We start from the raw sequence: 25,836 nt of genomic DNA, 5'->3' as shown, positions 1-25,836 counted from the left end.
GCCAGCGCAGCACTGGCCACCAGCGAAAGCGAGGACCGCATGACCGACGCCCCCAACGATGCGAACATCGACGTCGACAGGTGCGAAGAACTGTCGGCCCCGACGACCATCCCGACCGAGGCCTACACCTCGCCGGAGTACGCCCGAGCCGAGCGAGACAAGTTGTGGCGCAAGGTGTGGCAGCAGGTGGGCCGGGTCGAGGAACTGCCCGAGGTAGGCAGCTACCTCACCTACGACATCCTCGACGACTCGATTCTGGTGGTGCGCACCGGAACCGGCTCGTCCGCCGAGAGTTTCGCCGCCCACCACAACGTGTGCATGCACCGCGGGCGCCGGCTCGTCGATGTGCCCGAGGGTGCCAAGAACGCTCGAGGTCGGGCGCGCAAGTCGTTCATCTGCGGATTCCACGGCTGGACCTATGGTCTGGACGGCGCCTGCACCCACATCCGGGAGCAGGACGACTGGCAGGGCACCCTGACGCCGGAGAACACGCACCTGGCGCGGGTCAGCGTCGACACCTGGGGCGGCTGGCTGTGGATCAACATGGACCCCGACTGCGAATCGCTGGCCGACTACCTGCATCCCGCCGCCAAGATCCTCGACCCGTTCGGGCTGCAGAACATGCGCTGCAAGTGGCGCAAGTTCGTGAACTTCGACTGCAACTGGAAGGTGGCGCTGGAGGCATTCAACGAGACCTACCACGTGTTCACCACCCATCCGGAGTTCAACAAGTTCGGCGAGTTCAAGGGTTGGGCGAAGGCCCAGGGCCGGCACAGCAACATCGGCTACGACGCGCCCAAGGATCTCGAGGAGACCAAGTCCAAGATCCGCCTCGGCACCGGTGACCCCCGCATCTCGACGGCCGAGATGCAGGTCTACACCATGGAAGAGACCAACGCCACCACCACGCAGACGCTGGTCAACGCCGCGTTGCGGCTCGTCGACGAACTGCCGGAGGGCACCCCGCCGGACAAGGTTCTCGAGCACTGGCTGAGCTCGGCGCGCCGTGACGACGCGGCCCGCGGCGTGATCTGGCCGACGATCCCGCCGGAGATCCTCGGCCAGAGCGGCACCGCCTGGCAGCTGTTCCCGAACTTCCAGATCGGGCAGGGTCTGACCTCGGCGTTGTGCTACGGCGCCCGCCCGGACCCCGGTTACGACCCGAACAAATGCATCTTCGAGGTCTCGGTCTTCGAGCTGTACCCGGAAGGGCAAGAGCCGGAGAATGATTGGGAGTACACGCCGGTGGGCGACCCGCGCTGGCGGTCGGTGCTGCCGCAGGACTTCTCCAACATGGCCGCCGTGCAGCAGGGCATGAAGTCGATGGGATTCCCCGGCACCCGGCCCAATCCGTACCGCGAACGCAGCACCGTCAACCTGCACCACCAACTGTCCAAGTACATGGGTACCGGCGAACCCCGCGACCTGTAGCCCCGCGATTTCGGTGCGCGTGGGGGCGCTCAGCGCCGCCGAGCGCACCGAAATCACCCCGAAGGAGAAGAAGATGAAAGTCAATCTGGGCACCGGAGCGCAGAACTCTCGTGACTGGGAACGCGTCATGGCCGGGGATTTCAGCACCCCGCCGGAGACACCGGACTATCAGTGCGTGCAGGCCGCGCTGGCGCTCGGCGACCTCGCCGAGCCGCTGGGCTTCGACGGCATCTGGTTCCCGGAACATCAGGGCACCCCGTATGGCATGACGCCCAACCCGATTCAGGCGTTGACCTACTTCGCGGGTCGCACCGAGCGGGTCAGCCTCGGTACCTTCGTGGCGGTGGCGCCGTGGTGGAACCCGGTGCGACTGGCGCATCAGATCGCCTACCTCGACATCGTGTCCAACGGTCGCTACAACACCATCGGAATCGGGCGCGGCGTGTCCAAGACCGAGTTCGACGCGGTCGGGGTGCCCCGCGAGGAGAGCCGACAGCGGTTCAACGAGACCCTCGACATTTTGGAGCTCGCCTTCTCCGGTGAACGCTTCTCCTACGACGGTGAGATCTTCAGCTTTCCGGAGATGTCGCTGCGGCCCGAGCCCATCAGCACCGACCTGTTCTCCCGGATCTACAGTTCGTCCTCGACGGCCGAATCGCTGGAGATCCTGTCCCGCCGCGGCATGGTGCCGCTGTTCGTGGGCAACAAGCCGATCTGGGACGCCGGCGCCGAGGTGGCCAAGGTCAACACCTTCCGCGCCGAGGAGGGGTTCGAGCCGTGTCAGCCCAAGAACGTGATGTTCATGTACTGCACGGCCAAGGAAGACGACCGGCTCGCGGCGCTGACCGAGGAATGGATCTGGACGGCCAACCGCGACGTCAACGTGCACTATGGGTTCGCCGACTCGTCGAACTTCAAGGGTGTCAAGGGATATGAGGCGTACGCGGCCCGCGAGGCCACCGCGACCGCGGTACTCGCCTCGGCGGTCACCGGAGATCAGAAGAAGGGCGGCCCGCCCGGATACCACGCGTCGAACCTGCTGATCGGCACGCCCGAGGTGGTGTTCGAGAAGCTCAAGGCCGCGCAGGAGGCGTGTTCGTTCTCCGAGGTCACCATCGTTCCGCAGTTCGGCACCATGCCGTACGAGGACGCTTTCGAGAGCACCAAGCTGTTCGCCGCCGAAGTGCTGCCCGCCGTTCACGAGATGGCCGCGCCACTGCACCCGGCCGCGCTGCCAGAAGGGGTTCGCGCATGACCGCGACCCCGCCGGGCACCGAGTGCGGGCCCACCGACACCCCGACCGACATCGACATCCCGGCCATCCGGGAACGCTACGCCGCGGAACGCGCCAAGCGGCTGCGACCCGAGGGCGGCGACCAATACCTGGAACTCGAAGGCGATTTCGCCGATTTCTACGAGGTCGACCCCTACACCACCCCCGTCGAACGAGACCCGATCACCGAGGACGTCGACGTCGTCATCCTCGGTGGCGGCTTCGCCGGTCTGCTGGCCGGGGCCTACCTGAAAAAGGCCGGGGTGGACGGGATTCGGGTCATCGAGATGGCCGGAGATTTCGGCGGCGTGTGGTACTGGAACCGGTTTCCCGGCATCCAGTGCGACAACGACGCCTACTGCTATATCCCGCTGCTGGAAGAACTCGACTTCATGCCGAGTAAGAAGTTCGCCGACGGTGCCGAGATCTTCCAGCACTGCCGCAACATCGGCAAACACTTCGGCCTCTACGACGGTGCGCTCTTCTCCACCCAGGTGCGCGAATTGCAGTGGGAGGACGCACCGCAACGCTGGTCGATCCGCACCGACCGCGGTGACGAGATCCGGGCCCGCTTCGTGGTGATGGCGCAGGGTTCCTACAACCGCCCGAAACTGCCGGGCATCCCGGGCATCAAGGATTTCACCGGCCACGTGTTCCATTCCGCGCGCTGGGATTACGACTACACCGGCGGCAACGCCGATGGTGGCCTGCACAAGCTGGCCGACAAGCGGGTCGCGCTGGTCGGCACCGGCGCCACCGGTATCCAGCTGGTGCCGCACCTGGGCCGGGACGCCCAGCAGCTCTACGTCTTCCAGCGCACGCCGTCCTCGGTCGACGCCCGCACCAACCCGCCCACCGACCCGGCCTGGGCAGCCGCGCTGCAGCCTGGCTGGCAGGAAGAACGCAAACGCAACTTCCACAACTGGTCGCCGTTCGTGGGTGTGGTGTTCGGCGAACCGGACCTGGTGTGCGACTTCTGGACCGAACTGGGGCGCAACCTGACCGCACGGATCGCGGCCACCGCGGACCCGGCCGCGGTGACCATCGAGCAGATCATGGCATTCCGGGAGGAGGAGGACTTCAAGATCATGGAGCGGCTGCGCCGCCTGGTCGCCGAGGTCGTGGCGGACCCGGCCACCGCGGAGGCGCTCAAGCCCTACTACCGCTTCATGTGCAAGCGCCCGACGTCCAGCGAGCACTACCTGGCCACGTTCAATCGACCCAACGTGACGCTGGTCGATGTGTCGGAGTCCAAGGGCGTCGAACGTCTCACCGAGAAGGGCATCGTCGCCAACGGGGTGGAGTACGAAGTCGACTGCGTGATCTTCGCCAGCGGCTTCGAGATCTCCACCGAGATCAGCCGTCGCTTCGCGATCGATCGCATCGTGGGCCGCGACGGGCTGTCCCTGTTCGACCACTGGCGCGACGACTACAAGACGCTGCACGGGATGACCAGCCGCGGATTCCCCAACCAGTTCTTCATGGGGTTCATCCAGGGCGGCGTGTCGGCCAACACCACGGCCATGTTCGAACAGCAGGCCAAGCACATCGCCTACCTCATCGCCGAGGCACAGACCCGCGGCGCCAGCCTGGTGGAGCCCACCCAGGAGGGGCAGGACGCCTGGGTGGCGACCGTCGGCGAATTGGCGATCGACAACTCGGCGTTCGAACTGTCCTGCACGCCCGGTTATTACAACAACGAGGGCCGCGGCGGTGCCGAACGCAACGGGGCGTTCCTGGGCGACTTCTACTCGCCGGGGTTCTACGCCTTCGACGAACTCATTGCACAGTGGCGGGACCAGGGCGACCTCGAGGGACTGGAGATTCGTTGAGTGCCGCCCTGAGATTCGATGACCGGGTGGCCGTCATCACCGGCGGCGGCCGCGGGCTGGGCCGCGAGTACGCGCTGCTGTTGGCGGCGCGTGGGGCCAAGGTCGTGGTCAACGACGTCGGCGGCACGCTCACCGGCGACGGTGCCGACGCGGGTCCGGCCAGCACGGTGGTCGGCGAGATCGCCGCCGCCGGTGGGCAGGCGGTGGCCTGCACCGAATCGGTGGCCACCGCCGAAGGCGGTAAGGCGATCGTCGATACTGCGCTGCGCGAATACGGCCGGGTCGACATCCTGATCCACAACGCCGGAAACGTGCGCCGCGCACCGCTCGCCGAGATGTCCTACGAGGACTTCGACGCCGTCGTCGACGTGCACCTGCGCGGTGCGTTTCACGTGGTGCGGCCCGCGTTTTCGCACATGCTCGCCGCGGGCTACGGCCGCATCGTGCTGACCTCGTCGATCGGCGGACTGTACGGCAACCACGACGTCGCCAACTACGGTGTCGCCAAGGCGGGCATCATCGGACTGTCCAACGTGGCCGCGCTCGAGGGCGCCGCGGCGAATGTGGCCTGCAATGTGATCGTGCCGGCCGCGGTCACTCGGATGGCCGACGGCCTGGACACCTCGGCCTACCCGCCGATGGGGGCGGAACTCGTCGCACCCACGGTCGGCTGGCTCGCCCACGAGACCTGTTCGGTCACCGGCGAAATCATGGTGGCGTTGGCCGGTCGGGTCGCCCGCGCCTACATCGCCGAAACCCGCGGTGTGTACCGGCCGTCGTGGACCCTCGAGGACGTCGCGCAGAACCTGGCGGAGATCCGGGACACCGCCCATCAGATCGTCTTTCCCGTCGTCCCCGACGGCCACGCCGACCACATCCGGTACAGCTTCGGGATGGCGTCGCAGGCGGTGGAGACGTGAGCGCCGCGGGCCCGCTGGCCGGTGTGCGGGTGGTGGACCTCACCGCGATGGTGATGGGTCCGTACTGCACGCAGATCATGGCGGACATGGGCGCCGAGGTCATCAAGGTCGAACCGCCGCAGGGTGACAACACCCGGTTCATCTCGGTGGGCCCGGCACCCGGCATGAGCGGGGTGTTCGTGAACGTCAACCGCGGCAAGCGCAGCGCGGTGCTCGATCTGCGTTCGGATGAGGGCACGGCCGCGTTGCGGGCCCTGATCGAGTCGGCGGACGTGTTCATCCACTCGATGCGGGCCAAAGCGGTGGCCAGTCTGGGCTTTTCGTATGACGACGTGGCGGCCATCAACCCGACGATCGTCTATACCAACTGTTACGGCTACAGCCGACGCGGGCCCGCAGCCGACCGACCCGCCTACGACGACACCATCCAGGCCGAATGCGGGTTACCGGCGGTCCAGGAGCAACTGACCGGCGAGGCGAACTACGTCGGGACCATCATCGCCGACAAGGTCGCCGGCCTGACCGCGCTCTACGCCACCATGATGGCGCTGTTCCATCGGGAACGGACCGGGGAGGGCCAGGAGGTCGAGGTCAGCATGTTCGAGACGATGGCCTCGTTCATGCTCGTCGAACACGCCAACGGCGCGATGTTCGATCCGCCGCTGGGACCGGCGGTCTATCCACGGACCGTGGCCCCCAACCGTCGCCCGTATGAAACCAAGGACGGGCACATCGCGGTACTGATCTACAACGACAAGCACTGGAATGCGTTCATCGAGGCGGTCCGGCCGCCCTGGGCGGCAGCGGATCCGGCGGCGTACGCCACCTTGGAGCATCGGGCCCGCCAGATCGACGTGGTCTACGGCTTTGTGGCCGAGACCCTTAAGGAACGCACCACCGAGCAGTGGTTGACGCTGTTCGAACAGCTGGAGATTCCCGCGGCGCCCATCAACACCCCGGATGCGCTGTTCGACCACCCGCAGCTCAACGCCGTCGGCCTGTTCGAAACCGTGCAGACGCCGCACGGGCCGGTGCGCTTTCCCGGTGTGCCGACCTGGTTTTCGCGCACTCCCGGTCATGTCCGGGGGCCGGCCCCGGAACTCGGCGCCGACACCGCCGCCGTGTTGGCGGAGTTGGGTGTGCTGGCGACCGCGCCGTCGGCGCCGGAGAACGACGCCGAGCCCGTACTGGGTTCGGGATAGGGGACCACAGTGGATTTCGAGATGGGGGAGCAGGCCGGCGCGCTGCGCGGCAAGCTCCGCAACCTGGTGGCCGAGCACCTGCCCGCCGACTTCATGGGCGCGTTCACCGACGACCCCGCGGATTTGGCAGCCGCGCAACAGTTCTGCCGCACGCTGGCCGACGAGGGTCTGCTGTGCATGTCGTGGCCGGCCGAGTTCGGTGGCCGGGACGCCTCGGTGTGGGAACAGACCGTGGTGCGTGAGGAGATGTGGGCGCACCACGAACCGCGCGGGGCCCAGTACATGGGCGTCAACTGGGTGGGCCCGATCATCATGCGCCACGGCACCGCCGAACAGCAGCGCCGGCACCTGCCGCTGATCGCCAACGGCGAAGTGATCTGGTGCCAAGGGTTTTCCGAACCCGAGGCCGGTTCCGACCTGGCGTCGCTGCGCACCACCGCCCGCCGCGACGGCGACGGCTGGCTGGTGAGTGGTCAGAAGATCTGGACGTCGTACGCGACCATGGCACAGTGGTGCTTTCTGCTCGCGCGGACCTCCAAGGAGGGCAAGAAGCAGCAGGGTCTGACGATCTTCTTGGTGCCGATGTCCGATCCGGCGATCCAGGTCCGGCCGATCCGCTGCATCATGGGCCCGCACCACCTCAACGAGGTGTTCTTCGACGATCTGCGGGTCACCGACGCCGAAGTGCTGGGCGAGGTCGGTGCCGGCTGGTCGATTGTGCAGGATGTGCTGTCGTTCGAACGGGTCGGCATCGCCCGGTACGCCCGGTGCGAGAAGTTGCTGCTCGACGCTCCCGAAGCGCTCGGGGCGGCCTGGGACCAACTGCCGGATGAATTGCGCGCCAGGTGGACCCGGATGCAGGTGCATTGCCGTCGGGCCAGGCTGCTGGCGTATCGGCTGGTGGAGCTGCAAAGCAAGGGGCAGGTGCGCCCCGGGGACGCGTCCGGCTACCGGATCGCGGTGACGAAGCTGGACCAGGACAGCGCCGAGGTGTTGATGGAGATCATTGCGGCCGCCGACGCGGCCGACCCCGCGGTGCAACGATTCCGCGACGAGGTCGAGGACCACTGGCGGTACTCGCAGGCGTCCACGGTGTCCTCCGGCAGCATCGAAATGCAGCGGATCCTGCTGTCCCGCGCGCTGTTGGCGGCGTCATGATCCTGGACTTGAGCCCCGAGGCCGCCGAATTCGGCCGGCAGGCGCTGCGCGCGTTCGAGGCCGCCGGCGGTGACCAGTTGTTGCAGGAGGCCGAGGCCAAGCCGCAAGCGCGGGAGGCGCTGGTCGGTTCGGTTCTCACCGGACTCGGCGCCTGGGAGCTGGAACCGCGGGGCGACACCGACAGCCTGGAGGCCGCTGCCGCATTGTGTCGCAGCGCGGGTTACTGGGCGCTGCCGTATCCGGTCGCCGAACGGCTGTCCCGCCCAGCCGACGGCGACACCGCCGGCCTGTTGGTGGTGGCCGAGAACAACCCGTCGGCGCCGGTCGTCGGCGTGCAGTTGCCGTGGTCGGCGGTGACACTGGACGGCCGGTGCCACACCGTCGCCGGAACCTCGTCGGCGCGGCCCGGCTTCGTCGCCGAACTCGAACTGTCATCGACGAGCACGTCGACCCCAAGTGACGTCGCGCTGGCGCTGGTGCTGCCGTGCTGGACGCTGCTCGGGATGCTGGACCGGGCACTGGAACTGACCATCGCCCATGTCCGGCTGCGTCAGCAGTTCGGTCAGCCGCTGTCGTCGTTCCAGAGCGTGCAGTTCCAACTGACCGACGCCGAGGTGGAGCGCGGCGGGCTGGAAATCCTGGCCAAGCACGCCCTGTGGAGCGCGGGGTCGTCGTCGCCGAGTTCGGCGGCCGAGGCGCTCGCGGACGCGCTGGCGTTGCGGATGGCGGCGATCGAGGCCGCCGAGGTGGTGTTCCGGGTGTGCCATCAGTTGCACGGCGCGGTCGGGTTCTGCGACGAGACGACGCTGTCGTGGCTCTCGCGCTACAGTCAGCCGTTGCGGCGCCTGCCCTTTGGTTTGTCGGCGACCCGTGATCTGCTCACCGCCCAAGTCGGGCGGCGCGGTCTGACCGGGCTGTACTCGACGTGACCGCGCTGGACGAGTTTCGCGCCGAGGTCCGGGCATGGTGCGCCGCCAACGTGCCGGCGGACTGGCGGCAAACGCAGGCCGCCACCACCGAGGACGAGTTCGTGGCGTTCCAGCAGGACTGGTTCGCCAAGCTGCACGCCGTCGGTTATGCGGTGCCGCACTGGCCGGCCGAATGGGGCGGCGGCATGTCGGTGGCCGAACAGGTTGTGCTGTATCAGGAACTGGCCGCGCGCGACGCGCCGCGGCTGGTGTTGGCGTTCGTCGGCATCCACCACGCGGCGTCGACGCTGCTGGTGGCCGGCACCGAGGAACAACGGCAGCGCCACCTGCCGGCCATTTTGGACGGCGAGATCTGGGTGCAGGGTTTCTCCGAACCGGAAGCCGGCTCGGACCTGGCGTCGTTGCGGACCACCGCCCGCCGCGACGGTGACGGGTTCGTGGTGACCGGGCAGAAGGTGTGGGCCAGCGGCGCATCGCACGCGCACTGGTGCCTGCTCCTGGCGCGCACCGACCCGAGCGCGCCCAAACGCAAGGGGATTTCGTACTTCCTGATGGACATGTCCAGCCCCGGTGTGGAGGTGCGGCCCATCCGCAACGCGATCGGCGAATCCCACTTCTGCGAGATCTTCCTCAACGACGTGCACATCCCGGCGGCCAACCTGGTGGGTGCCGAGAACGCCGGCTGGCAGGTGGCCCAGGCCACCCTGGGGGCCGAGCGTGGCATGACCATGCTGGAGTTGGCCGAACGGCTGGGCAACGCCGGATTTCGTTGGCTGGTGCAGGCTTGCCGCGACAACCCAGACTCCGCGGTGCAGGATCAGGTCAGCGCGTTCGAGATCGAGATCGCCGGTCTGCGCGGGCTGTGCCGGGACCTGGTGGAGCGCAGCGAGGCCGGCACCGCCGGAGCCGCCGACGCATCGGTGGTGAAGCTGTTCTACAGCGAGTTGCTGCAGCGGATGACCGACTTCGGCGTGCAGATCGGCGGCGTGGCCGCCCACACCGTGCTGACCAAACCGATGTCCAGCGGCTGGGAATCCGGCGCCTGGGTACTGGATTTCATCGGCTCGTGGGAGTGGACCATTCCGGGCGGGGCCAGCGAGATCCAACGCAACATCATCGCCGAGCGCGGCCTGGGGTTGCCGCGGGAACCGAGTGTGCAGTGACCGGACCGGATTTCAGTGAGCTGCACGACGAGTTGCGTGCCATCGCCGGCGATGTGCTGGGCAAGGCATCCGGCGCCGAGATCGGCGCCCCGCTGTTGGCGCAGGCCGGCTGGACCGGCCTGGAGATCGCCGAGGAGTGCGGCGGCGCCGACGCCACCTTCCGGGAAACGGCGCTCATCTGCGAGGAGATGGGCCGCGCCGCGGCCCGCAGCGGATACCTGGGCGGTGTCGTGCTCGGGGTCGGACTGCTGAACATGCTGCCGCGCAGCCCCGTTCGAGATCAGCTGCTGGCCGAGGTCGCGGCGGGCTCGAACGCGGTGGCGGTCGCGCTGTCCGCGGCGCAACGCGGCGCCGGCCCGGCGTTCACGCTCGACGCGCAGCGGCGGGTGGGCGGCGCGGTCTCCTTCGTCATCGACGGCGCCGCACCGTGGCTACTGATCCCCGCCACCGACCCCGACGGTGAACTCGTCGTCGTCGCGGTTCAGGCCGATGCGGACGGGCTGAGCGTGGTCGGTCAGCCCGTCGTGGACGAAACCCGTTTGCTGGCAGCGGTTTCGGCGGTTGACGTCCAGGTGGACGAGGGTGCGGTGTCGCGGTGCCCCGACGGGTTGGCCGCCGTGCTGGACCGCGGGTACCTCGCCCTCGCCTGCGACAGCGTGGGATTGGCTGCCGCGATGCTGGACGCCACGGTGGCCTATCTGGGCGTGCGCGAGCAGTTCGGGCGGCCGATCGGATCTTTCCAGGCGGTCAAGCACGCCTGCGCGGACATGTTGGTGCAGATCACGGTCGCGCGGCAGTTGATCGATGCCGGCGTCGCCGCGATGGTCGCGGACGGCCCGGACGCCGCCCGCGCCGCGGCGATGGCCAAGGCCTACGCCGGTGAGATAGCGGTGCAGGTGGCCGGTAAGGCCTTGCAACTGCACGGCGGCATCGGCTACACCTGGGAAGCCGGTATCCACACCTACCTCAAGCGGGCCACGCTGAACCGCGCGCTGTTCGGTTCGCCTGCCGAGCACCGTCATTGGCTCACCGCTCAGCGCTCCTGAGCGCGCGCTCGCTCCCAACCTCGCGCGCTCTCAACCTTGCGCGCTCCCAACCTCGCGCGAGCGTGCGCAGACCCGGTGATCCGCCCGGCGTGTCGGCCGGGAACACGCCCGCTCGCGCCAAGAAGGGGCAGCGGCACGGGCTGGGGCTAGAAGATGTTGTCCTTGTGGTTGACGTCGGTGACCAGGCCGCCGTCGACGACGAACTCGGCGCCGGTGGCGAACGAGGACTCGTCGCTGACCAGGAACACCACGAACGTCGAGACCTCCTCGGACCGGCCGGACCGGCCCAGCGGGGCGGTCACCATGTCCTCGGGGAAGTGCTCGGTCATGGGGGTGCGGATGAAGCCGGGATGCACCGAGTTCACCCGAATGTTGTGCCGGCCCAACTCGAGCGCCGCGGACTTCGCCAATCCGCGCACGGCCCACTTCGACGCGACGTACGGGTGCACCAGCGGGGCGCCGCGCAGGCCCTCGATCGAGGAGATGTTGATGATGGACCCGCTGCCGGCGGCCTTCATCGGACCGACCACGGCCTGCATGCCGAGGAAGGTGCCGGTGAGGTTGACGTCGATGACCTTCTGCCACTGGGTCATATCGAACTTGCCGATCTTGCCCATCGCGACAATCCCGGCGTTGTTCACCAACGACGTCACGGCGCCGAAGGCCTCGACCGCCATCGCGACCGCCGCATCCCACTGATCGGCCTGGGTCACATCGAGATGGACGTAGCGAGCGGCGTCCCCGAGTTCGTCGGCCAGCGCCGAACCCGGTTCATCGAGGATGTCGCCGATGACCACCTTGGCGCCCTCGGCGACAAGCATGCGTGCGTGTGCGGCGCCCATGCCCTGGGCTCCGCCGCTGATCAATACGACTTTTCCGGCCACACGTCCCATGGGGCGTCAGGTTACCGCACCGCGCGGGCAAAATTAGAACCTGTTCCAATTTTGCCGAGAACCGCGCATACTGCCCTGGAAACGCCACCGTGAGGAGACAGGTATGACCATCCGCGTCGCGCTGATCGGCACCGGGAACTGCGGGCGGCTCGCCCTGATCCAGCTGATCGAGGATCCGCGGTTCGAACTGACTGCCGTCGGAGTGTCCACCGCGGACAAGGTGGGCCAGGACGCGGGCCAACTCGCCGGAGTCGACGTCGTCACCGGGATCACGGCCACCCTCGGCATGGAGGCGGCGCTGGCGACCGCGCCGGACTGCCTGGTGTATTGCGCGATGGGCGACACCCGCCCCGTCGAGGCGACCGCCGACGTGATGCGCGCGCTGGCGGCCGGGGTCAATGTCGTCGGCTCCGCACCGGGCACCCTGCAGTACCCGTGGGGCCTGGTACCGGGCAAGGCCATCGACCGGCTGGAAGAGGCAGCCCGACAGGGCAACTCGAGCATCTTTATCACCGGGGTCGACCCGGGTTTCGTCACCGACCTGATCCCGTTCGCGTTCGCCAGCACCTGTCAGCGCATCGAGCAGATCCGCACCCTGGAGATCGCCGACTACGCCAGCTACGACGGCAAGGAGGTGATGTTCGACGTCATGGGGTTCGGCAACGAGATCGGTGATCTGCCGTTGCTGTTCCAGCCCGGCATCCTGTCGCTGGCGTGGGGCACCGCCATCCGGCAACTGGCCGCCGGACTGGGCATCGAGGTCGACGAGATCACCGACTCCGTCGAACAGGAACCGGCCCCCGAGGATCTCGACGTCGCGGTCGGGCGGATCAAGAAGGGCACCGTGGCGGCGTTGCGGTTCGAGATCCGGGGACTGGTCGACGGCCACCCCGCGGTCGTGGTCGAGCACATCACCCGGTTGCGGGACGACCTGCGCCCGGACTGGACGCAACCGGCGCAGCCCGGCGGTTCCTACCGGTTGGAGATCACCGGCGAGCCGTCCTACGCGGTCGACATCTGCCCCAGCAGCAGTCGCGGCGACCACAACTACGCCGCGATCCTGGCCGCCGCCGGCCGGATCGTCAACGCGATTCCCGACGTCGTCGCGGCCGCCCCCGGACTGCACACCACATTGGATCTTCCGCTGGGGACCGGCCGCGGGGTTTATCGGCCACCGAACTGAGCTGCGCACCCGCAGCTTTCGGGGCCGGTTCCTCGACGCACCGTTCCTGGGGCAACCCGCGCGGGCCTGGCTTGTAAACTGCCTTCTCGGTCGATGAGAGGATGGTTTTCATGACGCAGGTCAGCGAGACGGACAACGTGACCCTGCGCAAGGTCATCATCGGGGCGTCGGTGGGCAACGCCGTCGAATGGTTCGACTTCGCCATCTACGGATTCCTCGCAACGTTCATCGCGGCGAACTTCTTCCCCGCGGGCAACGACACCGCGGCCCTGCTGAACACGTTCGCGATCTTCGCCGCCGCATTCTTCATGCGGCCGCTCGGCGGATTCGTCTTCGGTCCGCTCGGCGACCGGATCGGGCGGCATCGGGTGCTGGCGCTGGTGATCCTGCTGATGTCGGCGGCCACGCTGGCCATCGGGTTGCTGCCCACCTACGCCGCCATTGGGGTGGCCGCGCCGTTGCTGCTGCTGTTGATGCGCTGCCTCCAGGGCTTCTCGGCCGGCGGCGAATACGGCGGCGGCGCAGTCTATCTGGCTGAGTTCGCCGAGGACCGCACCCGGGGGCGCACCATCACCTTCATGGTGTGGTCGGGGGTGGTGGGTTTTCTGCTCGGCTCGATCACCGTGACGCTGCTGGAGGCGGCGTTGTCGGCCGAGGCCATGCACAGCTACGGCTGGCGGATTCCGTTCCTGATCGCGGGACCGCTGGGCCTGGTGGGGCTCTACATTCGGCTGAAGCTGGACGACACCCCGGAGTTCAAGGAACTCAGCGACAACGACGACGTCGCGAAATCGCCGCTGCGGGAATCGCTTCGGACGTCGTGGCGGCAGATCCTGCAGGTCATCGGGATGTTCGTGATCTTCAACGTGGGCTACTACGTGGTGTTCGCGTATCTGCCGACGTACTTCATCCGGACCTTGGAGTTCTCCGAGGCCGCGGCGTTCATCTCCATCACGGCGGCGTGCCTGGTGGCCATCGTGCTGATCCTGCCGTTGGCCGCGCTGTCGGACCGGATCGGGCGTCGGCCCATGCTGATCGCGGGGTCGGTGGGGTTCGCGGTCTTCGCGTATCCGCTGTTCCTGCTGCTGAATTCGGGTTCGTTGGCGGCGGCGATCGCCGCGCACATCGGGCTGGCGGTCATCGAATGCGTGTACATCGCGGTCGCGGTGTCGGCGGGTGTGGAGATGTTCGCGACCCGGGTCCGCTACAGCGGGTTCGGGGTCGGCTACAACCTGTGTGTCGCGGTGTTCGGCGGCACCACGCCCTACATCGTGACCTGGCTGACCGCGTCCAGCGCGGATCCGATTGCGCCGGCCTACTACATCGTGGTCGCCGCCCTGATCTCCCTGGTGACGGTACTAACCCTGCGCGAGACCGCCGGCAAGCCGTTGGTGACGGCCTGACCCCCGCGCCGAGATTGACGAAATGCCGGACGGCACTCGCACAAACCGGCCCAAAGGTGAGTTTGGGCGTTACGGGGACGAGGTGGCGATGTCCTTGGCCCAGCGGTAGTCGGCCTTGCCCGCCGGCGAGCGCAGCACCTTGTCGGTGCGGATGAAGCACTTGGGCACCTTGTAGCGGGCGATGCTGCGGTTGCAGGTCTCGACGAGTTCCTCGTCGCTGACCGTGGTGCCCTCGGCGAACTGCACCACCGCCACCACCTCGCTGCCCCAGCGTTCCGAGGGCCGGCCCACCACGACGACGTCGTAGATGTGGGGGTGGGCCGCGATGGCCCGTTCGACCTCTTCGGCGAAGATCTTCTCGCCGCCGGAGTTGATGGTCACCGAGTCGCGGCCAAGCAACTCGATGCGGCCGTCGTGGAGGTAGCGGGCCCGGTCGCCGGGCACCGACCACCGCACACCGTCGATGGTGGGGAAGGTGCGCGCGGTCTTGGCCTCATCCCCGAGATAGCCCAGCGGGATGATGTCGCGCCGGGCCAACCAACCCGTCTCGTCGTCGCCGGGGGTCAGCACCCGGTCGTAGTCGGCGGACACCACCGCGGTGTCGGCCTGCGGATTGAACACCGCGGACTGTTCCTCGTCGGTGGCCACGGTGTTCATCTGCTGGCCCGCCTCCGAGGAACCGACCGCATCGATGAGCAGCACGTTGGGCAGCGCCGCGCGGATGCGGTCGCGCACGCCCGGGGACATCGGGGCGCCGCCGTTGGTCACCGACGCCAGGCCGGACAGGTCGTAATCGCCGGCCTCGATCGCGTCGATCAACGGTCGGGCCATGGCGTCACCGACCACCGGAATGCTCAGCACGCGTTCGCGTTCCACCAGGCGCAGCACATCGTCGATCTGGAGACGTTCGACGTCGTCGGGGATCACGATCCGCCCGCCCATCGTGATGATGTTGTACGCGGCCCACTGCGCGGCGCCGTGCATGAACGGCGGCAGCATCAGGATCGACATCGCGCCGCCGGTCATCTTGGCGCGCTCGGCCAACTCCGCATACGAGCCCAGCGGGGTGTCGCTGCCGAACGGGCGCCCACCCATCGCGGAGATGAAGATGTCGTGTTGGCGCCACAACACACCCTTGGGCATGCCGGTGGTGCCGCCGGTGTAGAGAATGTAGAGGTCGTCAGCGGTCGGCTCGGGCAGTCCCCCCGCGGGAGCGGTTGTGCCAGTGATGGATTCGTAGTCGACGGCGCCGGGTAGCAGCTCATTGCCGGACTCGTCGGCCACCTGGATGAGCACCCGCAGATGCGGGAGTCGGTCGCGGATCGCGGCCACCCGCGGCGCGAACTCCGCGTTGTAGGCCAGCGCCGTGGCCTTGCTGTCGTTGAGCAGATACAGCAACTCCTCGTCGACGTAGCGGTAACTGACGTTGAAGGGTGCGACCCGGGCCCGGTACCCGGCGATCATCGCCTCGAGGTATTCGTTGCCGTTGCGCAGGTAGAGCCCGAGATGGTCCTGCCCGCTCTGGTGGCCACGCAGGTGCGCGCGCTCGGTGTGGCAACCGAGGCCTTGCTCGGTCAAAAAGTGCGCGACCCCGTCGACGCGGGCCTCGACCTCGGCGTAGCTCAACCGCTTGTCGCGCCAGACCAGGAAGTCCTGGTCGGGCAATTCGGCCGCGACGGTGGAAAACACCTTCGACAGGTTGAAGCTCACCTGGTCGGTCATGGCCCTCCTCGGGGCTGTCGTACTGGTTGTGAACGTGTATAGCAGCCCGACATCGCCGCCGTCATGGCCAAGGTCGATAGGGTGCGAGTGCGCCCGATCAAAGAGGATGTGAGTGCATGGGTCCGCGGTATGGGGTGGTGACCGCCCTGGTGTTCATGGCGTGCCTGTTCGGGATCGCTTCGGCGTTCGCCCCGGCCGCGGAGGCCCAACCGGAGCCGGACGACCGCACGGTCACCGTCGCCATCCACACCCTGGAACCCTTCGTGATGGCGACCAGCGGCGGGGAGCTGACCGGTTTCAGCATCGACTTGTGGAACGAAGTCGCCAACCGGCTGAACTGGACCACCGACTACCTGATGACCGACGACGTGCGCGACCAACTGGCGGCGGTGGCCGAGCGGCGCGCCCAGGTGGCGGCCGGGGCCGTGTCGTTGACCGCCGAGCGCGAACAGTCCTTCGATTTCACCCACCCGACGATGGACGGCGGATCGCAGATCATCGTCCCGGTGCACGACACTCGGGCGTCGGTGCCCGGCCTCGGTGGTTACCTGGAACTGCTGTTCTCCCGGACCATGCTGATCTGGCTCAGTGCCGCGGTGGTGGTCAGCGTGCTGCCCGCGCACATCTTTTGGTTCATCGAGCGCCGCAGCGCCAAGCCGGTGGTGTCGCGGTCCTACTTCCCGGGCATCTTCCAGTCGTTCGGGTGGGGGATCGGCTCGCTGGTCGGCGCCCGCACCACCACCGCGACCCGGGCCGTCACTCAGGGTCTGGCCATTTTGTGGGCCTTCGCGGGCATCGTCTTCGTGGCGTTCTACTCGGCCAACCTGAGCGCGACGCTGACCGTGGCCAAGCTGGACGCGAAGGTCAATGGGCCGGCCGACCTCTACGAGAAGTCGGTGGCCACCGTCGCCGACACCACCGCCTCCGCGTTCCTGCGCAGCATGGGGATCGACGCGACCGAGACGACCACCGTCGAGGACTCCTATCACCTGCTGCGCGAGGAGGGCTATGACGCGGTGGTCTTCGATGCCCCGGTGCTGCGTTACTACGTGGCCCACCGCGGCGAGGGTGTGGCGGTGATGGCCGGGCCGGTGTTCCAGGAGGAGAGCCAGGGATTCGTCCTCGACATCAACAGTGAGCTGCGCAAACCGATCAACCAGGCGCTGTTTCGCATGCGCGAGGACGGCACCTACAACATCATCAGGGAAAAGTGGTTCGGCGACGACGTGGCCACGGCCGCCGGCGCCGGGTGAGTCCTTGGGCGATTGACGCGCCGGGGCAACTCTGGAAATCTCATATTCCGATTCAGAGAGCGACGTTCTCGAGACGCCGCGATTAAAAAAGGGAGACTCAGTTGGCAGCCAAGGGCTACATCATCATCACCGAGGACATCAAGGACCCGGAAGGGATGAAGGAGTACGCCAAGCTGGCGGGGCCGGCGATGGGCAACGCCAAGATCGTCGCGGTCGACACCAAGCCCGAGGTGCTCGAAGGTAGCTGGCACGGTAGCCAGACCGTGGTGCTGGAATTCGAGTCGGTCGAGGCCGCCCGCGAGTGGTACAACTCCGATCAGTACCAGGCCGCCCTCAAGCTGCGGCAGGCCGCCGCCGAGTGCAACGGCGTCATCCTCAGCGGCTTCCCCTCCTAGGACGTCCGGCCCGCGGGCGGGGCGGCCCGCCCGCGGGATCAGGTGTTGCGGCCGCCGTTGACCCCGAGGATCTGACCGGTGATGTAGCCGGCCTCCTCGGACACCAGGAACGCCACGGCCGCGGCGATGTCCGCGGGCTTGCCGATCCGGCGCACCGGGGTGGCCTCGATGGTCTTCTCGATGTCGCCGAGGTAACCCTTGTCCGCTGCCTTGCGCAGCATCGGGGTGTCGATGAAGCCCGGTGGCACCGCGTTGACGGTGACCCCGGCCGGACCGTATTCCAGCGCAAGGCTTTTGGTCAGCCCATTGACGCCGGACTTGGCCGAGACGTAGTGCGACATGTAGGGCGTGCCGGAGTGGGTGCTCGACGAAGAGATGTTGACGATGCGTCCCCAGCCCGCCTCGATCATCTCCGGCAGCACCGCCTGAATCATGTGGAAGACGCCGTGCAGGTTGACGTTGACGACCCGCTGCCAGTCCTCGAAGGAGATCTTCAGGAACGGCTTGAACCCGTCCAGGCCGGCCGCGTTGACCAGGATGCCCACCGGCCCGAGTTCGTCGTGGATGCTCGTCAGGGCCGCATCGATCTGGTCGCGGTCGGTCACGTCGGCGGTATAGCAATGCGGCGCATCGGAGGATTGCAGGTCGAGCGTCGCGACGCGATAGCCGTCGGCGCCGAGGCGTTCGGCGATCGCTTTACCGATACCCGATCCGCCGCCGGTCACCAATGCGACCTTCGGGGCGTTCGTCTCCGACATAACTGTTTCCTTCCGGTGGGGCTGGCTTGAGAATGGAGAGTTCAGGGCTTGGGGCGGGGCGCGCGCAGACCCAGGGCACGGCGACCGGTGTCGACCAGATAGCCCAGCAGTTCATCGCGGCCGAGGGTGGCGGACATCGGGCCGGAGGCGCTGGCGACACCGGCGAACACCATGGTGGCCTTCACCAGGCCGGCCGGACCGGGGTCGACGTCGGCGAGCAGCGCCATCTGGCGTTGGATGAGTTCGTCCCACTCGCTTGCGCGCAGCATCTTGGCGACGGCGGGGTCGGTGGCCAGGACCGCCACCACCCGATTCTCCACGGCCAGCTCGGCGAACCCGGTGAGCAGATAGTCCGCGCGGGCGTTGGCGCCGCGCAGCTTCTCGGCCTCGGCGATGACGGTCTTGAGCCGCTCCAACATGGGTCCGACGACCGCGTAGAGCAACTGTTCGCGGGTCCGAAAGTGGTGGTAGATGGCCGCCTTGGTGAAGCCGAGCTCGTCGGCGATCATCTGCAGCGAGGTGCCCGCGAAGCTGTGCCGGATGAAGAGTTCGACCGCGACGTCGATCAGGCGCTGCCGGGTGTCCTGGCGCGAATGGTCGGCGTCCGCAGTCGCGGCGTCGGCTGCGGCTTGACCCACGTAGCGCCCTCCTGCACTGATCGATGATTGCCTGGACCAACTTTACGATCGTATAGTAACTTACTAGTCGATCGTAAAGCTCGATGCCGCCCGAATGACCGAAAGCGACCACGATGACCGAACTGGACCAGATAAATTTCTTCAAAGACCAGAGCGTGGTCGGCGATCCGTATCCGTATATGGAGGCCATGCGCGCCGGCTGCCCGGTTCGCCGCGAACCGCACCACAACGTCCTGGTCGTCACCGGGTACGAGGAGGCGGTCGCGGTGTTCGGCGACGCCGACACGTTCTCGTCGTGCACCGCGGTCACCGGGCCCTTCCCGGGATTCCCGGTGCCGATCGAGGGTCAGGCCGACGACGTGTCCGACATCATCGAGGAGTATCGCGAGCAGTTGCCGTTCAGCGATCAGGTCACGGTGATGGACCCGCCCAAGCACACCGCGCACCGCGCGCTGCTGATGGGGCTGATCACGCCGAAGCGCCTGAAGGAAAACGAAGAGTTCATGTGGCGGCACGCCGACACCATGCTCGAGCCCTACCTCGCGACCGGCGGCGACTTCATCAAGGGTTTCGCGGCCCCCTTCACGCTGGCGATCATCGCCGACCTGCTCGGCGTCCCGGAGGAGGACCGCCCGGAGTTCAGTAAGTACATGGACCACAGCCAGGGCGGAGTGGGCGCCACCGGCGGCGGCAACCTGCCGCACAGCCCGCTGGAGTACCTGTATCAGAAGTTCTCCGCCTATATCGAAGAGCGCCGCGCCGAACCCCGCGCGGACGCGCTGACCGAGATGGCCGCGGCGAAGTTCCCGGACGGGTCCACCCCGGAGGTGATGGACGTGGTGCGCATCGCGGCCAACCTGTACACCGCGGGCCAGGAGACCACGGTGCGGCTGTTGAGCACCGCGCTGAAGATCATCGCCGAAGACCCGGCACTGCAGCAGCGGTTGCGCACCGAGACCGACAAGATCCCCAACTTCATCGAGGAATGCCTGCGCTTCGAAAGCCCCGTCAAGGGCGACTTCCGGCTGGCCAAGCGCAACACCACGATCGGCGGCGTCGACGTTCCGGCCGGGACCACGGTGATGGTGATGAACGGCGCGGCCAACCGCGATCCGCGGCTGTTCGAGAAGCCCGCCGAGCTGGACATCACCCGCTCGAATGCGCGGCGCCACATCGCCTTCGGGCGCGGTGTGCACAGCTGTCCGGGGGCGCCGCTGGCGCGGTCGGAGACCCGGGTGAGCCTAGAGCGGATCCTGGCCCGGACCACCGACATCCGGTTGTCGGAGGAGCATCACGGCCCCGCCGACGCGCGCCGGTTCACCTACGTGCCGACGTTCATCCTGCGCGGATTGACCGAGTTGCACCTCGAGTTCACCGTCGCCGAGAACGCTGCGGGGGCGTGAAGCCAGGAATGGGACAGCGATGAAAGTATCGGTCAACGACGGCCTGTGCCGCGGGCACGGCGTGTGTGTTGGGATCTGCCCGGAGGTGTTCACCCTCGCCGACTGGGGTGGTGCCGAGGCGATCGAGAACGACGTCGCGCCGGAGCACCACGACGCGGTCCGGGAAGCGATCGAGGCCTGCCCGGAACACGCGATCAGCGAGAGCTGACCGCGGGGGACGTCGTCGAGCCTGCGGATTGACACGCGATCGCGGCGTGTCGCGGATGAATCCGGATGTTCGGCGTCACCGGGAGCGGCTCAGTCGCCGCGGCGAGTGCTGACCCACTCCTGCACCTTGGTTTTCGCGTTCTGGAACAGCAGATGTCCCGCATTCGGATCGCCCTTGAGCACCGCGGAGCCGAGGTCTTTGAGCTGAGCCGCGGTGGTGTTCGGCGGAATGGGGGCCACCTCCGGATCGCAGTAGACGTCCAGTAACACGGGCTCCTCGGCGCGCAGCGCCTGTTCCCAGGCGTCGGCCACGGCCTCGTCCTCATCCACTCGGATCGCTCGCATACCCATGTCGCGGGCCACCGCGGCATAGTCGAGATCCGGAATCGACTGGGACTCTTCGAACTTGGGGGCGCCACCCATCCCGCGCAACTCCCAGGTGACCATGTTGAGATCGTTGTTGTGGAATACGCAGACGACCAGTTGCTGGTTGTCCCACCGGTGGCGGTACCGGCCGATGGTGAGCAGTTCGGCCAGCCCGTTCATCTGCATCGCGCCATCCCCGACGAGCGCGATCACCGGCCGGTCCGGGTGGGCGAACTTCGCACCGATCGCGTACGGGACCGCGCAGCCCATGGTCGCCAACGTGCCCGAAAGGGAGCCCCGGATCTCGTCACCGAACTTCAGACAGCGGGCATACCAGGTGGTCGACGAACCCGAGTCGGCTGTGACGATCGCGTTGCGCGGCAACCGTTGCGAAAGCTCCCAGGTGACCCGCATGGGATTGACCGGTTCTGCCGAGACCATCGCCTGCTGTTCCAGGACCTCCCACCACTCGGTGACGTTGGCCGCGACGGTCTCGCTCCAGGAGCGGTCCAACTCCGGTCGCAGTAGCGGGATCAACCGGTCCAGGGTGGCGGCGGCGTCTCCGACGATGTTGAGTTCGGTGGGATAGCGCATGCCGATCGAGGTGCCGTCGATGTCGATCTGGATCGCGCGGGCTTGTCCGTAGGAGGGCAGGAACTGGCTGTACGGAAAGTTGGAACCGATGATCAGCAGAGTGTCGCAGTCGCGCATCAGCTCATAACTCGGACGCGTGCCCAACAGGCCGATAGAGCCTGTCACATAAGGTAATTCGTCGGAGAGCACGTCTTTGCCCAGCAGCGCCTTGGCCACCCCGGCGCCGGTCAAGTCGGCGAGGTGACGGACCTGTTCGGCCGCGCCGCGGGCGCCTTGGCCGATCAGGATCGCCAGCTTCGAGCCCGCGTTGATGATCGCGGCGGCGCGCGCCACGGCCTCATCCGGCGGGCTGTACGCCCCGGCGTAGTCGTTGGGCGCGCTGGACGGCACCTGTTTGAACTCGTGCTCCGGCGGGCTGTAGGGCTCCTCCTGCAGGTCCGCCGGAATGACGACGACGGCGGGCCCCCGGCGGGTGCGCGCCGTGCGCATCGCCCGGTCCAACGCGTTGGGCAGCTGTTCGGCGACGTTGACTTCGACCAGATACTCCCCGGCGACATCGCCGAAGAGTCGTTGTAGGTCCACCTCCTGCTGATAACTGCCGCCCATCGCCGAGCGCGCGGTCTGCCCGACGATCGCCACCACCGGCACATGGTCGAGTTTCGCGTCGTAGAGGCCGTTGAGCAGGTGGATGGCCCCGGGCCCGGAGGTCGCCATGCACACCCCGACGTCGCCGGAGAACTTGGCGAAACCGACCGCGGCGAACGCGGACATCTCTTCGTGGCGCGACTGGACGAATTCGGGCGCGTCATCGGCCTTGCCAAACGCCGCGACCAGGCCGTTGATGCCATCACCCGGGTAGCCGAAGACCTGCTCGACGCCCCATTGGCGCAGCCGACTCAGGACGACGTCGGCAACTGTCTGGCTCATCTCACTCCTCTGGCCGAGGATCGGCTTTGACGTCGCATACCCGAGACGGGGATGGCCAAACGAGGGTTCGGGTCGATCCGAAACGGGTAGATCGCAGCTGTGCCGTCACTATGGAACGCGGACCGCGCCGAGCGCTCCGCCAGCGCAGCAGAGGCGCGAGCGGCCGGGACCGTCGATGTCGCCGTGATCGGAGCCGGCTTGACCGGACTGGTCACGGCGGTGCTGCTGGCCCGGGCGGGCAAGGACGTCGTCGTGCTGGAGGCCCGGCATGTGGGCGACGGCACGACCGGCAACACCACCGGCAAGGTCAGCCTCCTGCAAGGCACCAAACTGTCCCGGATACGGGCCAAGCACAGCCCCGACACCGTGCGCGACTACCTGACCGGCAACAGTGAAGGTCAAAGCTGGCTGCTGCGCTACTGCGAGAGCCACGGGTTGTCGACCCAGATCGAGGACGCCTACACGTACGCGCAGTCCACCACCGGTCTGGCCGACGCCGACGCCGAACTTCGGGCCGCCCGCGAGGCCGGACTGCCGGTCAGCTGGGCCATGGAGGCCGATGTCCCGTTCCCGTTCCACGGCGGCGTCCGGTTGCCCGAGCAGGCGCAACTGGACCCCCTGCCGGTGCTCGACAGCCTGCTGGTGGAACTCGAAGAACACGGTGGACGCTGCCTGCAGGGCGTGCGCGCGGAATCGGTGTCCGGTAGCGGGCCGGTGCGTATCAAGGTCCGGGTCCGGAACGACCAGCCGCCGGAGCAGATCACCGTCGACGCCCGGCACTGCGTCCTGGCCACCGGCATCCCGATCCTCGACCGTGGCGGGTTCTTCGCCCGGGTCGTTCCCGAACGGTCGTACTGCCTGGCCTTCGAGGTGCCGGGCGGGGTGACCCGACCGATGCTGTTGTCCACCGACGCACCCACCCGATCGGTGCGCTACGCGACGTCGGCGTCGGGAGCCGAACACCTGATCGTCGGCGGCGCCGGACACACGGTCGGACGCGGCCGGGACGAACGCAGCGGACTCGATGAACTGACCGAGTGGACGACCCGCTACTACCCGGGGGCGCAGCAGACCCACCTGTGGTCGGCCCAGGACTACTCACCTGCCGACGAATTGCCTTATGTGGGACCAATTCTGCCGGGAGTCGACGGGATTCTCGTGGCCACCGGCTTCGACAAGTGGGGCATGACCAACGCGGTCGCCGCCGGTCTCGCCTTGTCCGGGCGGGTACTCGGCGGCCACCTGCCGTGGGCCGGGGCCTTCGCGAGCTGGAGCCCGCACGAGTTCGCCGGTGTCGGTGCGGCATTGAAGGCCAACCTGGAGGTGGGCTTTCACCTGGCCCGCGGCTGGGCGACGCCGCGGGTCGGTCGGCGGGTCTCCGCGGACGGCGCGGCGGCGGTCTCCGGGCCGCCGTGGCGGCTGCGCGCCGAAAGCTGCGTCGACGGCGCCGAGCACTCAGTGTCGGCGGTGTGCCCGCACCTGGGCGGCGTGCTGAACTGGAATGAGGTGGACCACGCGTGGGAGTGTCCGCTGCATGGTTCGCGGTTCGCGCCCGACGGCCGCCTCCTGGAAGGCCCGGCAACCTCGGATCTGGCGGGGCGCGCCTGATTGCGCACCGATTACCGAACCGGGAATCGGGTACGCCGCTCGCATGGATCATTGTCGCGCGCCGCTGCTGACGGCGCTTGCCGAATACCATCGCGCCGACCGATACGGCTTCACCCCGCCCGGGCACCGGCAGGGCCGGGGGACCGACTCGCGAGTGCTGGACGTCATGGGCTCCGAGCCCTTTCGCAACGACGTGTTGGCTTCGGGAGGACTGGACGATTGGCATTCCAGTAACGGATATCTGGCTGACGCCGAGGCGTTGATGGCCGACGCGGTCGGCGCCGAGTACGCCTTCTTCTCGACCTGCGGCAGCTCGCTGTCGGTGAAGGCGGCGATGATGGCCGTCGCCGGCGGTTCCGACGGTGGCCTGCTGGTCGCCCGGGACAGCCACAAGTCGATTGTGGCGGGGCTGATCTTCTCCGGTGTGCAGCCAGGCTGGATCGCGCCGCGCTGGGACGCCGAGCACCACATGTCGCATCCCCCGTCGCCGCAACAGGTCCGCGACGCGTGGGAGGAGAACCCCGACGCGGCGGGCGCGCTGATCGTCAGTCCCAGCCCGTACGGGACCTGCGCCGACATCGCCGGGATCGCCGAGGTGTGTCATGAGCGCGGGAAGCCGTTGATTGTCGACGAGGCCTGGGGCGCGCACCTGCCCTTCCACGACGACCTGCCCACCTGGGCGATGGATGCCGGCGCCGACGTCTGTGTGGTCAGCGTGCACAAGATGGGCGCCGGATTCGAGCAGGGTTCGGTGTTCCATGTGCAGGGCGATCTGATCGACCGGGACCGGCTTTCCGCCTGCGCTGATCTGCTGATGACCACCAGCCCCAACGTGATGCTGTACTGCGCGCTCGACGGTTGGCGTCGCCAGATGGTCGAGCACGGCACCACGTTGTTGGGCGAGGCCCTCGGGCTGGCGAAGTCCGTGCGGGCTCGGCTGGACGACATCCCAGGCCTGCAGGTGCTCGAGCAGGAACTGTTGGGCGTCGAGGCCTCCGACGACTTGGACCGGCTGCAGATCTTGATGGACGTCTCCGAGACCGGGACCACCGGCTATCAGGCCGCCGACTGGCTGCGCAGCCATTGCCGGCTCGATGTCGGGATGAGTGACCACCGCCGGATTCTGGCCACCATGTCCTTCGCGGACGACCACGCCACCACCGAGCGGCTGGTGCAGGCGATGACCGCGTGGCGCGCGGCCGCCGAGACTTTTGCCACCCCGCCCGAGATCCGACTGCCGGCCCCCGCCGAGCTACAGCTGGAAAGCGCGATGTTGCCCCGCGACGCCTTCTTCGGCGCCACCGAGATGGTCCCCGTCCAGCAGGCCGGCGGCCGGATTGCCGCCGAACAGATCACCCCGTACCCGCCCGGCATTCCGGCGGTGGTGCCGGGCGAGCGGCTCAACGACGCCGTTCTCGACTACCTGCGCGGTGGACTGACCGCCGGCATGACGCTGCCCGACCCCGCCGACCCGTCGCTGGACCGCATCCGCGTGGTGGCCTGAGCACCGCGCCGGTTTGGACGGCTTTAGC

Annotated in this window: 22 protein-coding genes; 17 read left to right on the top strand and 5 right to left on the bottom strand. The window is 67.7% G+C overall.

What is annotated here, in order from left to right; all coding sequences use genetic code 11:
- The first annotated feature begins 39 nt into the window (after positions 1-39).
- From RCP80_RS23180 to RCP80_RS23140, 9 genes are all read left to right on the top strand, one after another.
- Positions 40-1,431, top strand: a complete 1,392-nt coding sequence (locus tag RCP80_RS23180) for an aromatic ring-hydroxylating oxygenase subunit alpha (RefSeq protein WP_308479909.1) — start codon at positions 40-42, stop codon at positions 1,429-1,431.
- 73 nt (positions 1,432-1,504) lie between these two features.
- Entirely contained in the window at positions 1,505-2,686 is a 1,182-nt protein-coding gene (locus RCP80_RS23175) for an LLM class flavin-dependent oxidoreductase (RefSeq protein WP_308479908.1), read from the top strand.
- Entirely contained in the window at positions 2,683-4,536 is a 1,854-nt protein-coding gene (locus RCP80_RS23170; RefSeq protein ID WP_308479907.1) for a flavin-containing monooxygenase, read from the top strand. Before RCP80_RS23175 ends, RCP80_RS23170 begins: the two co-directional genes overlap by 4 nt.
- Positions 4,533-5,456 carry an SDR family NAD(P)-dependent oxidoreductase gene (locus tag RCP80_RS23165; protein ID WP_308479906.1) on the top strand — a complete coding sequence of 308 codons (924 nt, stop codon included), beginning with the start codon at positions 4,533-4,535 and terminating at the stop codon, positions 5,454-5,456. Before RCP80_RS23170 ends, RCP80_RS23165 begins: the two co-directional genes overlap by 4 nt.
- A 47-nt stretch (positions 5,457-5,503) precedes the next feature.
- Positions 5,504-6,658: a CaiB/BaiF CoA transferase family protein gene (locus RCP80_RS23160; protein WP_373693554.1), complete on the top strand. Its 1,155-nt coding sequence runs from the start codon at positions 5,504-5,506 to the stop codon at positions 6,656-6,658.
- 21 nt (positions 6,659-6,679) lie between these two features.
- Complete coding sequence (locus RCP80_RS23155; RefSeq protein WP_308482994.1) at positions 6,680-7,816, top strand: acyl-CoA dehydrogenase family protein; 1,137 nt, start codon at positions 6,680-6,682, stop codon at positions 7,814-7,816.
- Positions 7,813-8,745, top strand: coding sequence for an acyl-CoA dehydrogenase family protein (locus RCP80_RS23150; RefSeq protein ID WP_308479904.1), 933 nt, complete (start codon positions 7,813-7,815; stop codon positions 8,743-8,745). The genes RCP80_RS23155 and RCP80_RS23150 overlap by 4 nt, the downstream gene beginning before the upstream one ends.
- The gene (locus RCP80_RS23145) at positions 8,742-9,908 is read left to right on the top strand and encodes an acyl-CoA dehydrogenase family protein (protein ID WP_308479903.1); all 1,167 of its coding nucleotides are present in this window, start codon (positions 8,742-8,744) and stop codon (positions 9,906-9,908) included. The genes RCP80_RS23150 and RCP80_RS23145 overlap by 4 nt, the downstream gene beginning before the upstream one ends.
- Positions 9,905-10,954: an acyl-CoA dehydrogenase family protein gene (locus tag RCP80_RS23140; RefSeq protein ID WP_308479902.1), complete on the top strand. Its 1,050-nt coding sequence runs from the start codon at positions 9,905-9,907 to the stop codon at positions 10,952-10,954. The genes RCP80_RS23145 and RCP80_RS23140 overlap by 4 nt, the downstream gene beginning before the upstream one ends.
- A gap of 146 nt (positions 10,955-11,100) precedes the next feature.
- Here the strand turns inward: RCP80_RS23140 and RCP80_RS23135 are convergent, their stop codons facing one another.
- Positions 11,101-11,847 carry a glucose 1-dehydrogenase gene (locus RCP80_RS23135; protein ID WP_308479901.1) on the bottom strand — a complete coding sequence of 249 codons (747 nt, stop codon included), beginning with the start codon at positions 11,845-11,847 and terminating at the stop codon, positions 11,101-11,103.
- A 103-nt stretch (positions 11,848-11,950) separates the two neighbouring features.
- Here RCP80_RS23135 and RCP80_RS23130 point away from each other — a divergent pair, with 103 nt between their 5' ends.
- Both RCP80_RS23130 and RCP80_RS23125 read left to right on the top strand, forming a co-directional pair.
- A complete protein-coding gene (locus RCP80_RS23130; protein ID WP_308479900.1) occupies positions 11,951-13,030 on the top strand; it encodes an NAD(P)H-dependent amine dehydrogenase family protein in 1,080 nt (359 codons plus the stop codon).
- Between the two features lie 110 nt (positions 13,031-13,140).
- Positions 13,141-14,433 carry an MFS transporter gene (locus RCP80_RS23125; protein WP_308479899.1) on the top strand — a complete coding sequence of 431 codons (1,293 nt, stop codon included), beginning with the start codon at positions 13,141-13,143 and terminating at the stop codon, positions 14,431-14,433.
- Positions 14,434-14,502: 69 nt separating this feature from the next.
- Here the strand turns inward: RCP80_RS23125 and RCP80_RS23120 are convergent, their stop codons facing one another.
- Positions 14,503-16,155, bottom strand: coding sequence for an acyl-CoA synthetase (locus tag RCP80_RS23120; protein WP_308479898.1), 1,653 nt, complete (start codon positions 16,153-16,155; stop codon positions 14,503-14,505).
- Between the two features lie 116 nt (positions 16,156-16,271).
- Between RCP80_RS23120 and RCP80_RS23115 the strand changes: the two genes are divergently transcribed.
- Positions 16,272-17,408 carry a transporter substrate-binding domain-containing protein gene (locus RCP80_RS23115; protein WP_308479897.1) on the top strand — a complete coding sequence of 379 codons (1,137 nt, stop codon included), beginning with the start codon at positions 16,272-16,274 and terminating at the stop codon, positions 17,406-17,408.
- Positions 17,409-17,509: 101 nt separating this feature from the next.
- Positions 17,510-17,803: a DUF1330 domain-containing protein gene (locus RCP80_RS23110; RefSeq protein WP_308479896.1), complete on the top strand. Its 294-nt coding sequence runs from the start codon at positions 17,510-17,512 to the stop codon at positions 17,801-17,803.
- A gap of 38 nt (positions 17,804-17,841) precedes the next feature.
- On the opposite strand, the gene RCP80_RS23105 is transcribed toward RCP80_RS23110, so the two are convergent.
- Together RCP80_RS23105 and RCP80_RS23100 are read right to left on the bottom strand one after the other, a co-directional pair.
- Positions 17,842-18,561, bottom strand: coding sequence for an SDR family NAD(P)-dependent oxidoreductase (locus tag RCP80_RS23105; protein ID WP_308479895.1), 720 nt, complete (start codon positions 18,559-18,561; stop codon positions 17,842-17,844).
- Between the two features lie 41 nt (positions 18,562-18,602).
- Positions 18,603-19,199 (bottom strand): TetR/AcrR family transcriptional regulator, encoded by a 597-nt coding sequence (locus tag RCP80_RS23100; RefSeq protein ID WP_308479894.1) that lies wholly within the window; start codon positions 19,197-19,199, stop codon positions 18,603-18,605.
- A gap of 113 nt (positions 19,200-19,312) precedes the next feature.
- Here RCP80_RS23100 and RCP80_RS23095 point away from each other — a divergent pair, with 113 nt between their 5' ends.
- Both RCP80_RS23095 and RCP80_RS23090 read left to right on the top strand, forming a co-directional pair.
- Positions 19,313-20,602, top strand: a complete 1,290-nt coding sequence (locus RCP80_RS23095) for a cytochrome P450 (RefSeq protein WP_308479893.1) — start codon at positions 19,313-19,315, stop codon at positions 20,600-20,602.
- Positions 20,603-20,621: 19 nt separating this feature from the next.
- Entirely contained in the window at positions 20,622-20,810 is a 189-nt protein-coding gene (locus tag RCP80_RS23090) for a ferredoxin (protein ID WP_308479892.1), read from the top strand.
- 89 nt (positions 20,811-20,899) lie between these two features.
- Here the strand turns inward: RCP80_RS23090 and RCP80_RS23085 are convergent, their stop codons facing one another.
- Positions 20,900-22,696 carry a thiamine pyrophosphate-requiring protein gene (locus tag RCP80_RS23085; RefSeq protein ID WP_308479891.1) on the bottom strand — a complete coding sequence of 599 codons (1,797 nt, stop codon included), beginning with the start codon at positions 22,694-22,696 and terminating at the stop codon, positions 20,900-20,902.
- A gap of 99 nt (positions 22,697-22,795) precedes the next feature.
- On the opposite strand from RCP80_RS23085, the gene RCP80_RS23080 reads away from it, so the two are divergent.
- Positions 22,796-24,304, top strand: a complete 1,509-nt coding sequence (locus RCP80_RS23080; protein ID WP_308479890.1) for an FAD-dependent oxidoreductase — start codon at positions 22,796-22,798, stop codon at positions 24,302-24,304.
- A gap of 43 nt (positions 24,305-24,347) precedes the next feature.
- Positions 24,348-25,808: an aminotransferase class I/II-fold pyridoxal phosphate-dependent enzyme gene (locus tag RCP80_RS23075; RefSeq protein WP_308479889.1), complete on the top strand. Its 1,461-nt coding sequence runs from the start codon at positions 24,348-24,350 to the stop codon at positions 25,806-25,808.
- Positions 25,809-25,836 lie beyond the last annotated feature (28 nt).

This window comes from Mycolicibacterium sp. MU0053, assembly GCF_963378095.1.
Classification (GTDB): domain Bacteria; phylum Actinomycetota; class Actinomycetes; order Mycobacteriales; family Mycobacteriaceae; genus Mycobacterium; species Mycobacterium burgundiense.
The sequence above is the reverse complement of the archived record's forward strand: the minus strand, read 5'-3'. Positions and strand labels throughout refer to the sequence as shown.

Excerpts from the sequence above, each read along its gene's own strand:
- RCP80_RS23130 (WP_308479900.1), top strand. The coding sequence starts at position 11,951 with ATGACCATCCGCGTCGCGCTGATCGGCACCGGGAACTGCGGGCGGCTC.
- RCP80_RS23160 (WP_373693554.1), top strand. The coding sequence starts at position 5,504 with ATGGTGATGGGTCCGTACTGCACGCAGATCATGGCGGACATGGGCGCC.
- RCP80_RS23075 (WP_308479889.1), top strand. The coding sequence starts at position 24,348 with ATGGATCATTGTCGCGCGCCGCTGCTGACGGCGCTTGCCGAATACCAT.
- RCP80_RS23155 (WP_308482994.1), top strand. The coding sequence starts at position 6,680 with ATGGGGGAGCAGGCCGGCGCGCTGCGCGGCAAGCTCCGCAACCTGGTG.
- RCP80_RS23105 (WP_308479895.1), bottom strand. The coding sequence starts at position 18,561 with ATGTCGGAGACGAACGCCCCGAAGGTCGCATTGGTGACCGGCGGCGGA.
- RCP80_RS23170 (WP_308479907.1), top strand. The coding sequence starts at position 2,683 with ATGACCGCGACCCCGCCGGGCACCGAGTGCGGGCCCACCGACACCCCG.
- RCP80_RS23150 (WP_308479904.1), top strand. The coding sequence starts at position 7,813 with ATGATCCTGGACTTGAGCCCCGAGGCCGCCGAATTCGGCCGGCAGGCG.
- RCP80_RS23115 (WP_308479897.1), top strand. The coding sequence starts at position 16,272 with ATGGGTCCGCGGTATGGGGTGGTGACCGCCCTGGTGTTCATGGCGTGC.
- RCP80_RS23085 (WP_308479891.1), bottom strand. The coding sequence starts at position 22,696 with ATGAGCCAGACAGTTGCCGACGTCGTCCTGAGTCGGCTGCGCCAATGG.
- RCP80_RS23125 (WP_308479899.1), top strand. The coding sequence starts at position 13,141 with ATGACGCAGGTCAGCGAGACGGACAACGTGACCCTGCGCAAGGTCATC.
- RCP80_RS23120 (WP_308479898.1), bottom strand. The coding sequence starts at position 16,155 with ATGACCGACCAGGTGAGCTTCAACCTGTCGAAGGTGTTTTCCACCGTC.
- RCP80_RS23095 (WP_308479893.1), top strand. The coding sequence starts at position 19,313 with ATGACCGAACTGGACCAGATAAATTTCTTCAAAGACCAGAGCGTGGTC.
- RCP80_RS23090 (WP_308479892.1), top strand. The coding sequence starts at position 20,622 with ATGAAAGTATCGGTCAACGACGGCCTGTGCCGCGGGCACGGCGTGTGT.
- RCP80_RS23135 (WP_308479901.1), bottom strand. The coding sequence starts at position 11,847 with ATGGGACGTGTGGCCGGAAAAGTCGTATTGATCAGCGGCGGAGCCCAG.
- RCP80_RS23175 (WP_308479908.1), top strand. The coding sequence starts at position 1,505 with ATGAAAGTCAATCTGGGCACCGGAGCGCAGAACTCTCGTGACTGGGAA.
- RCP80_RS23180 (WP_308479909.1), top strand. The coding sequence starts at position 40 with ATGACCGACGCCCCCAACGATGCGAACATCGACGTCGACAGGTGCGAA.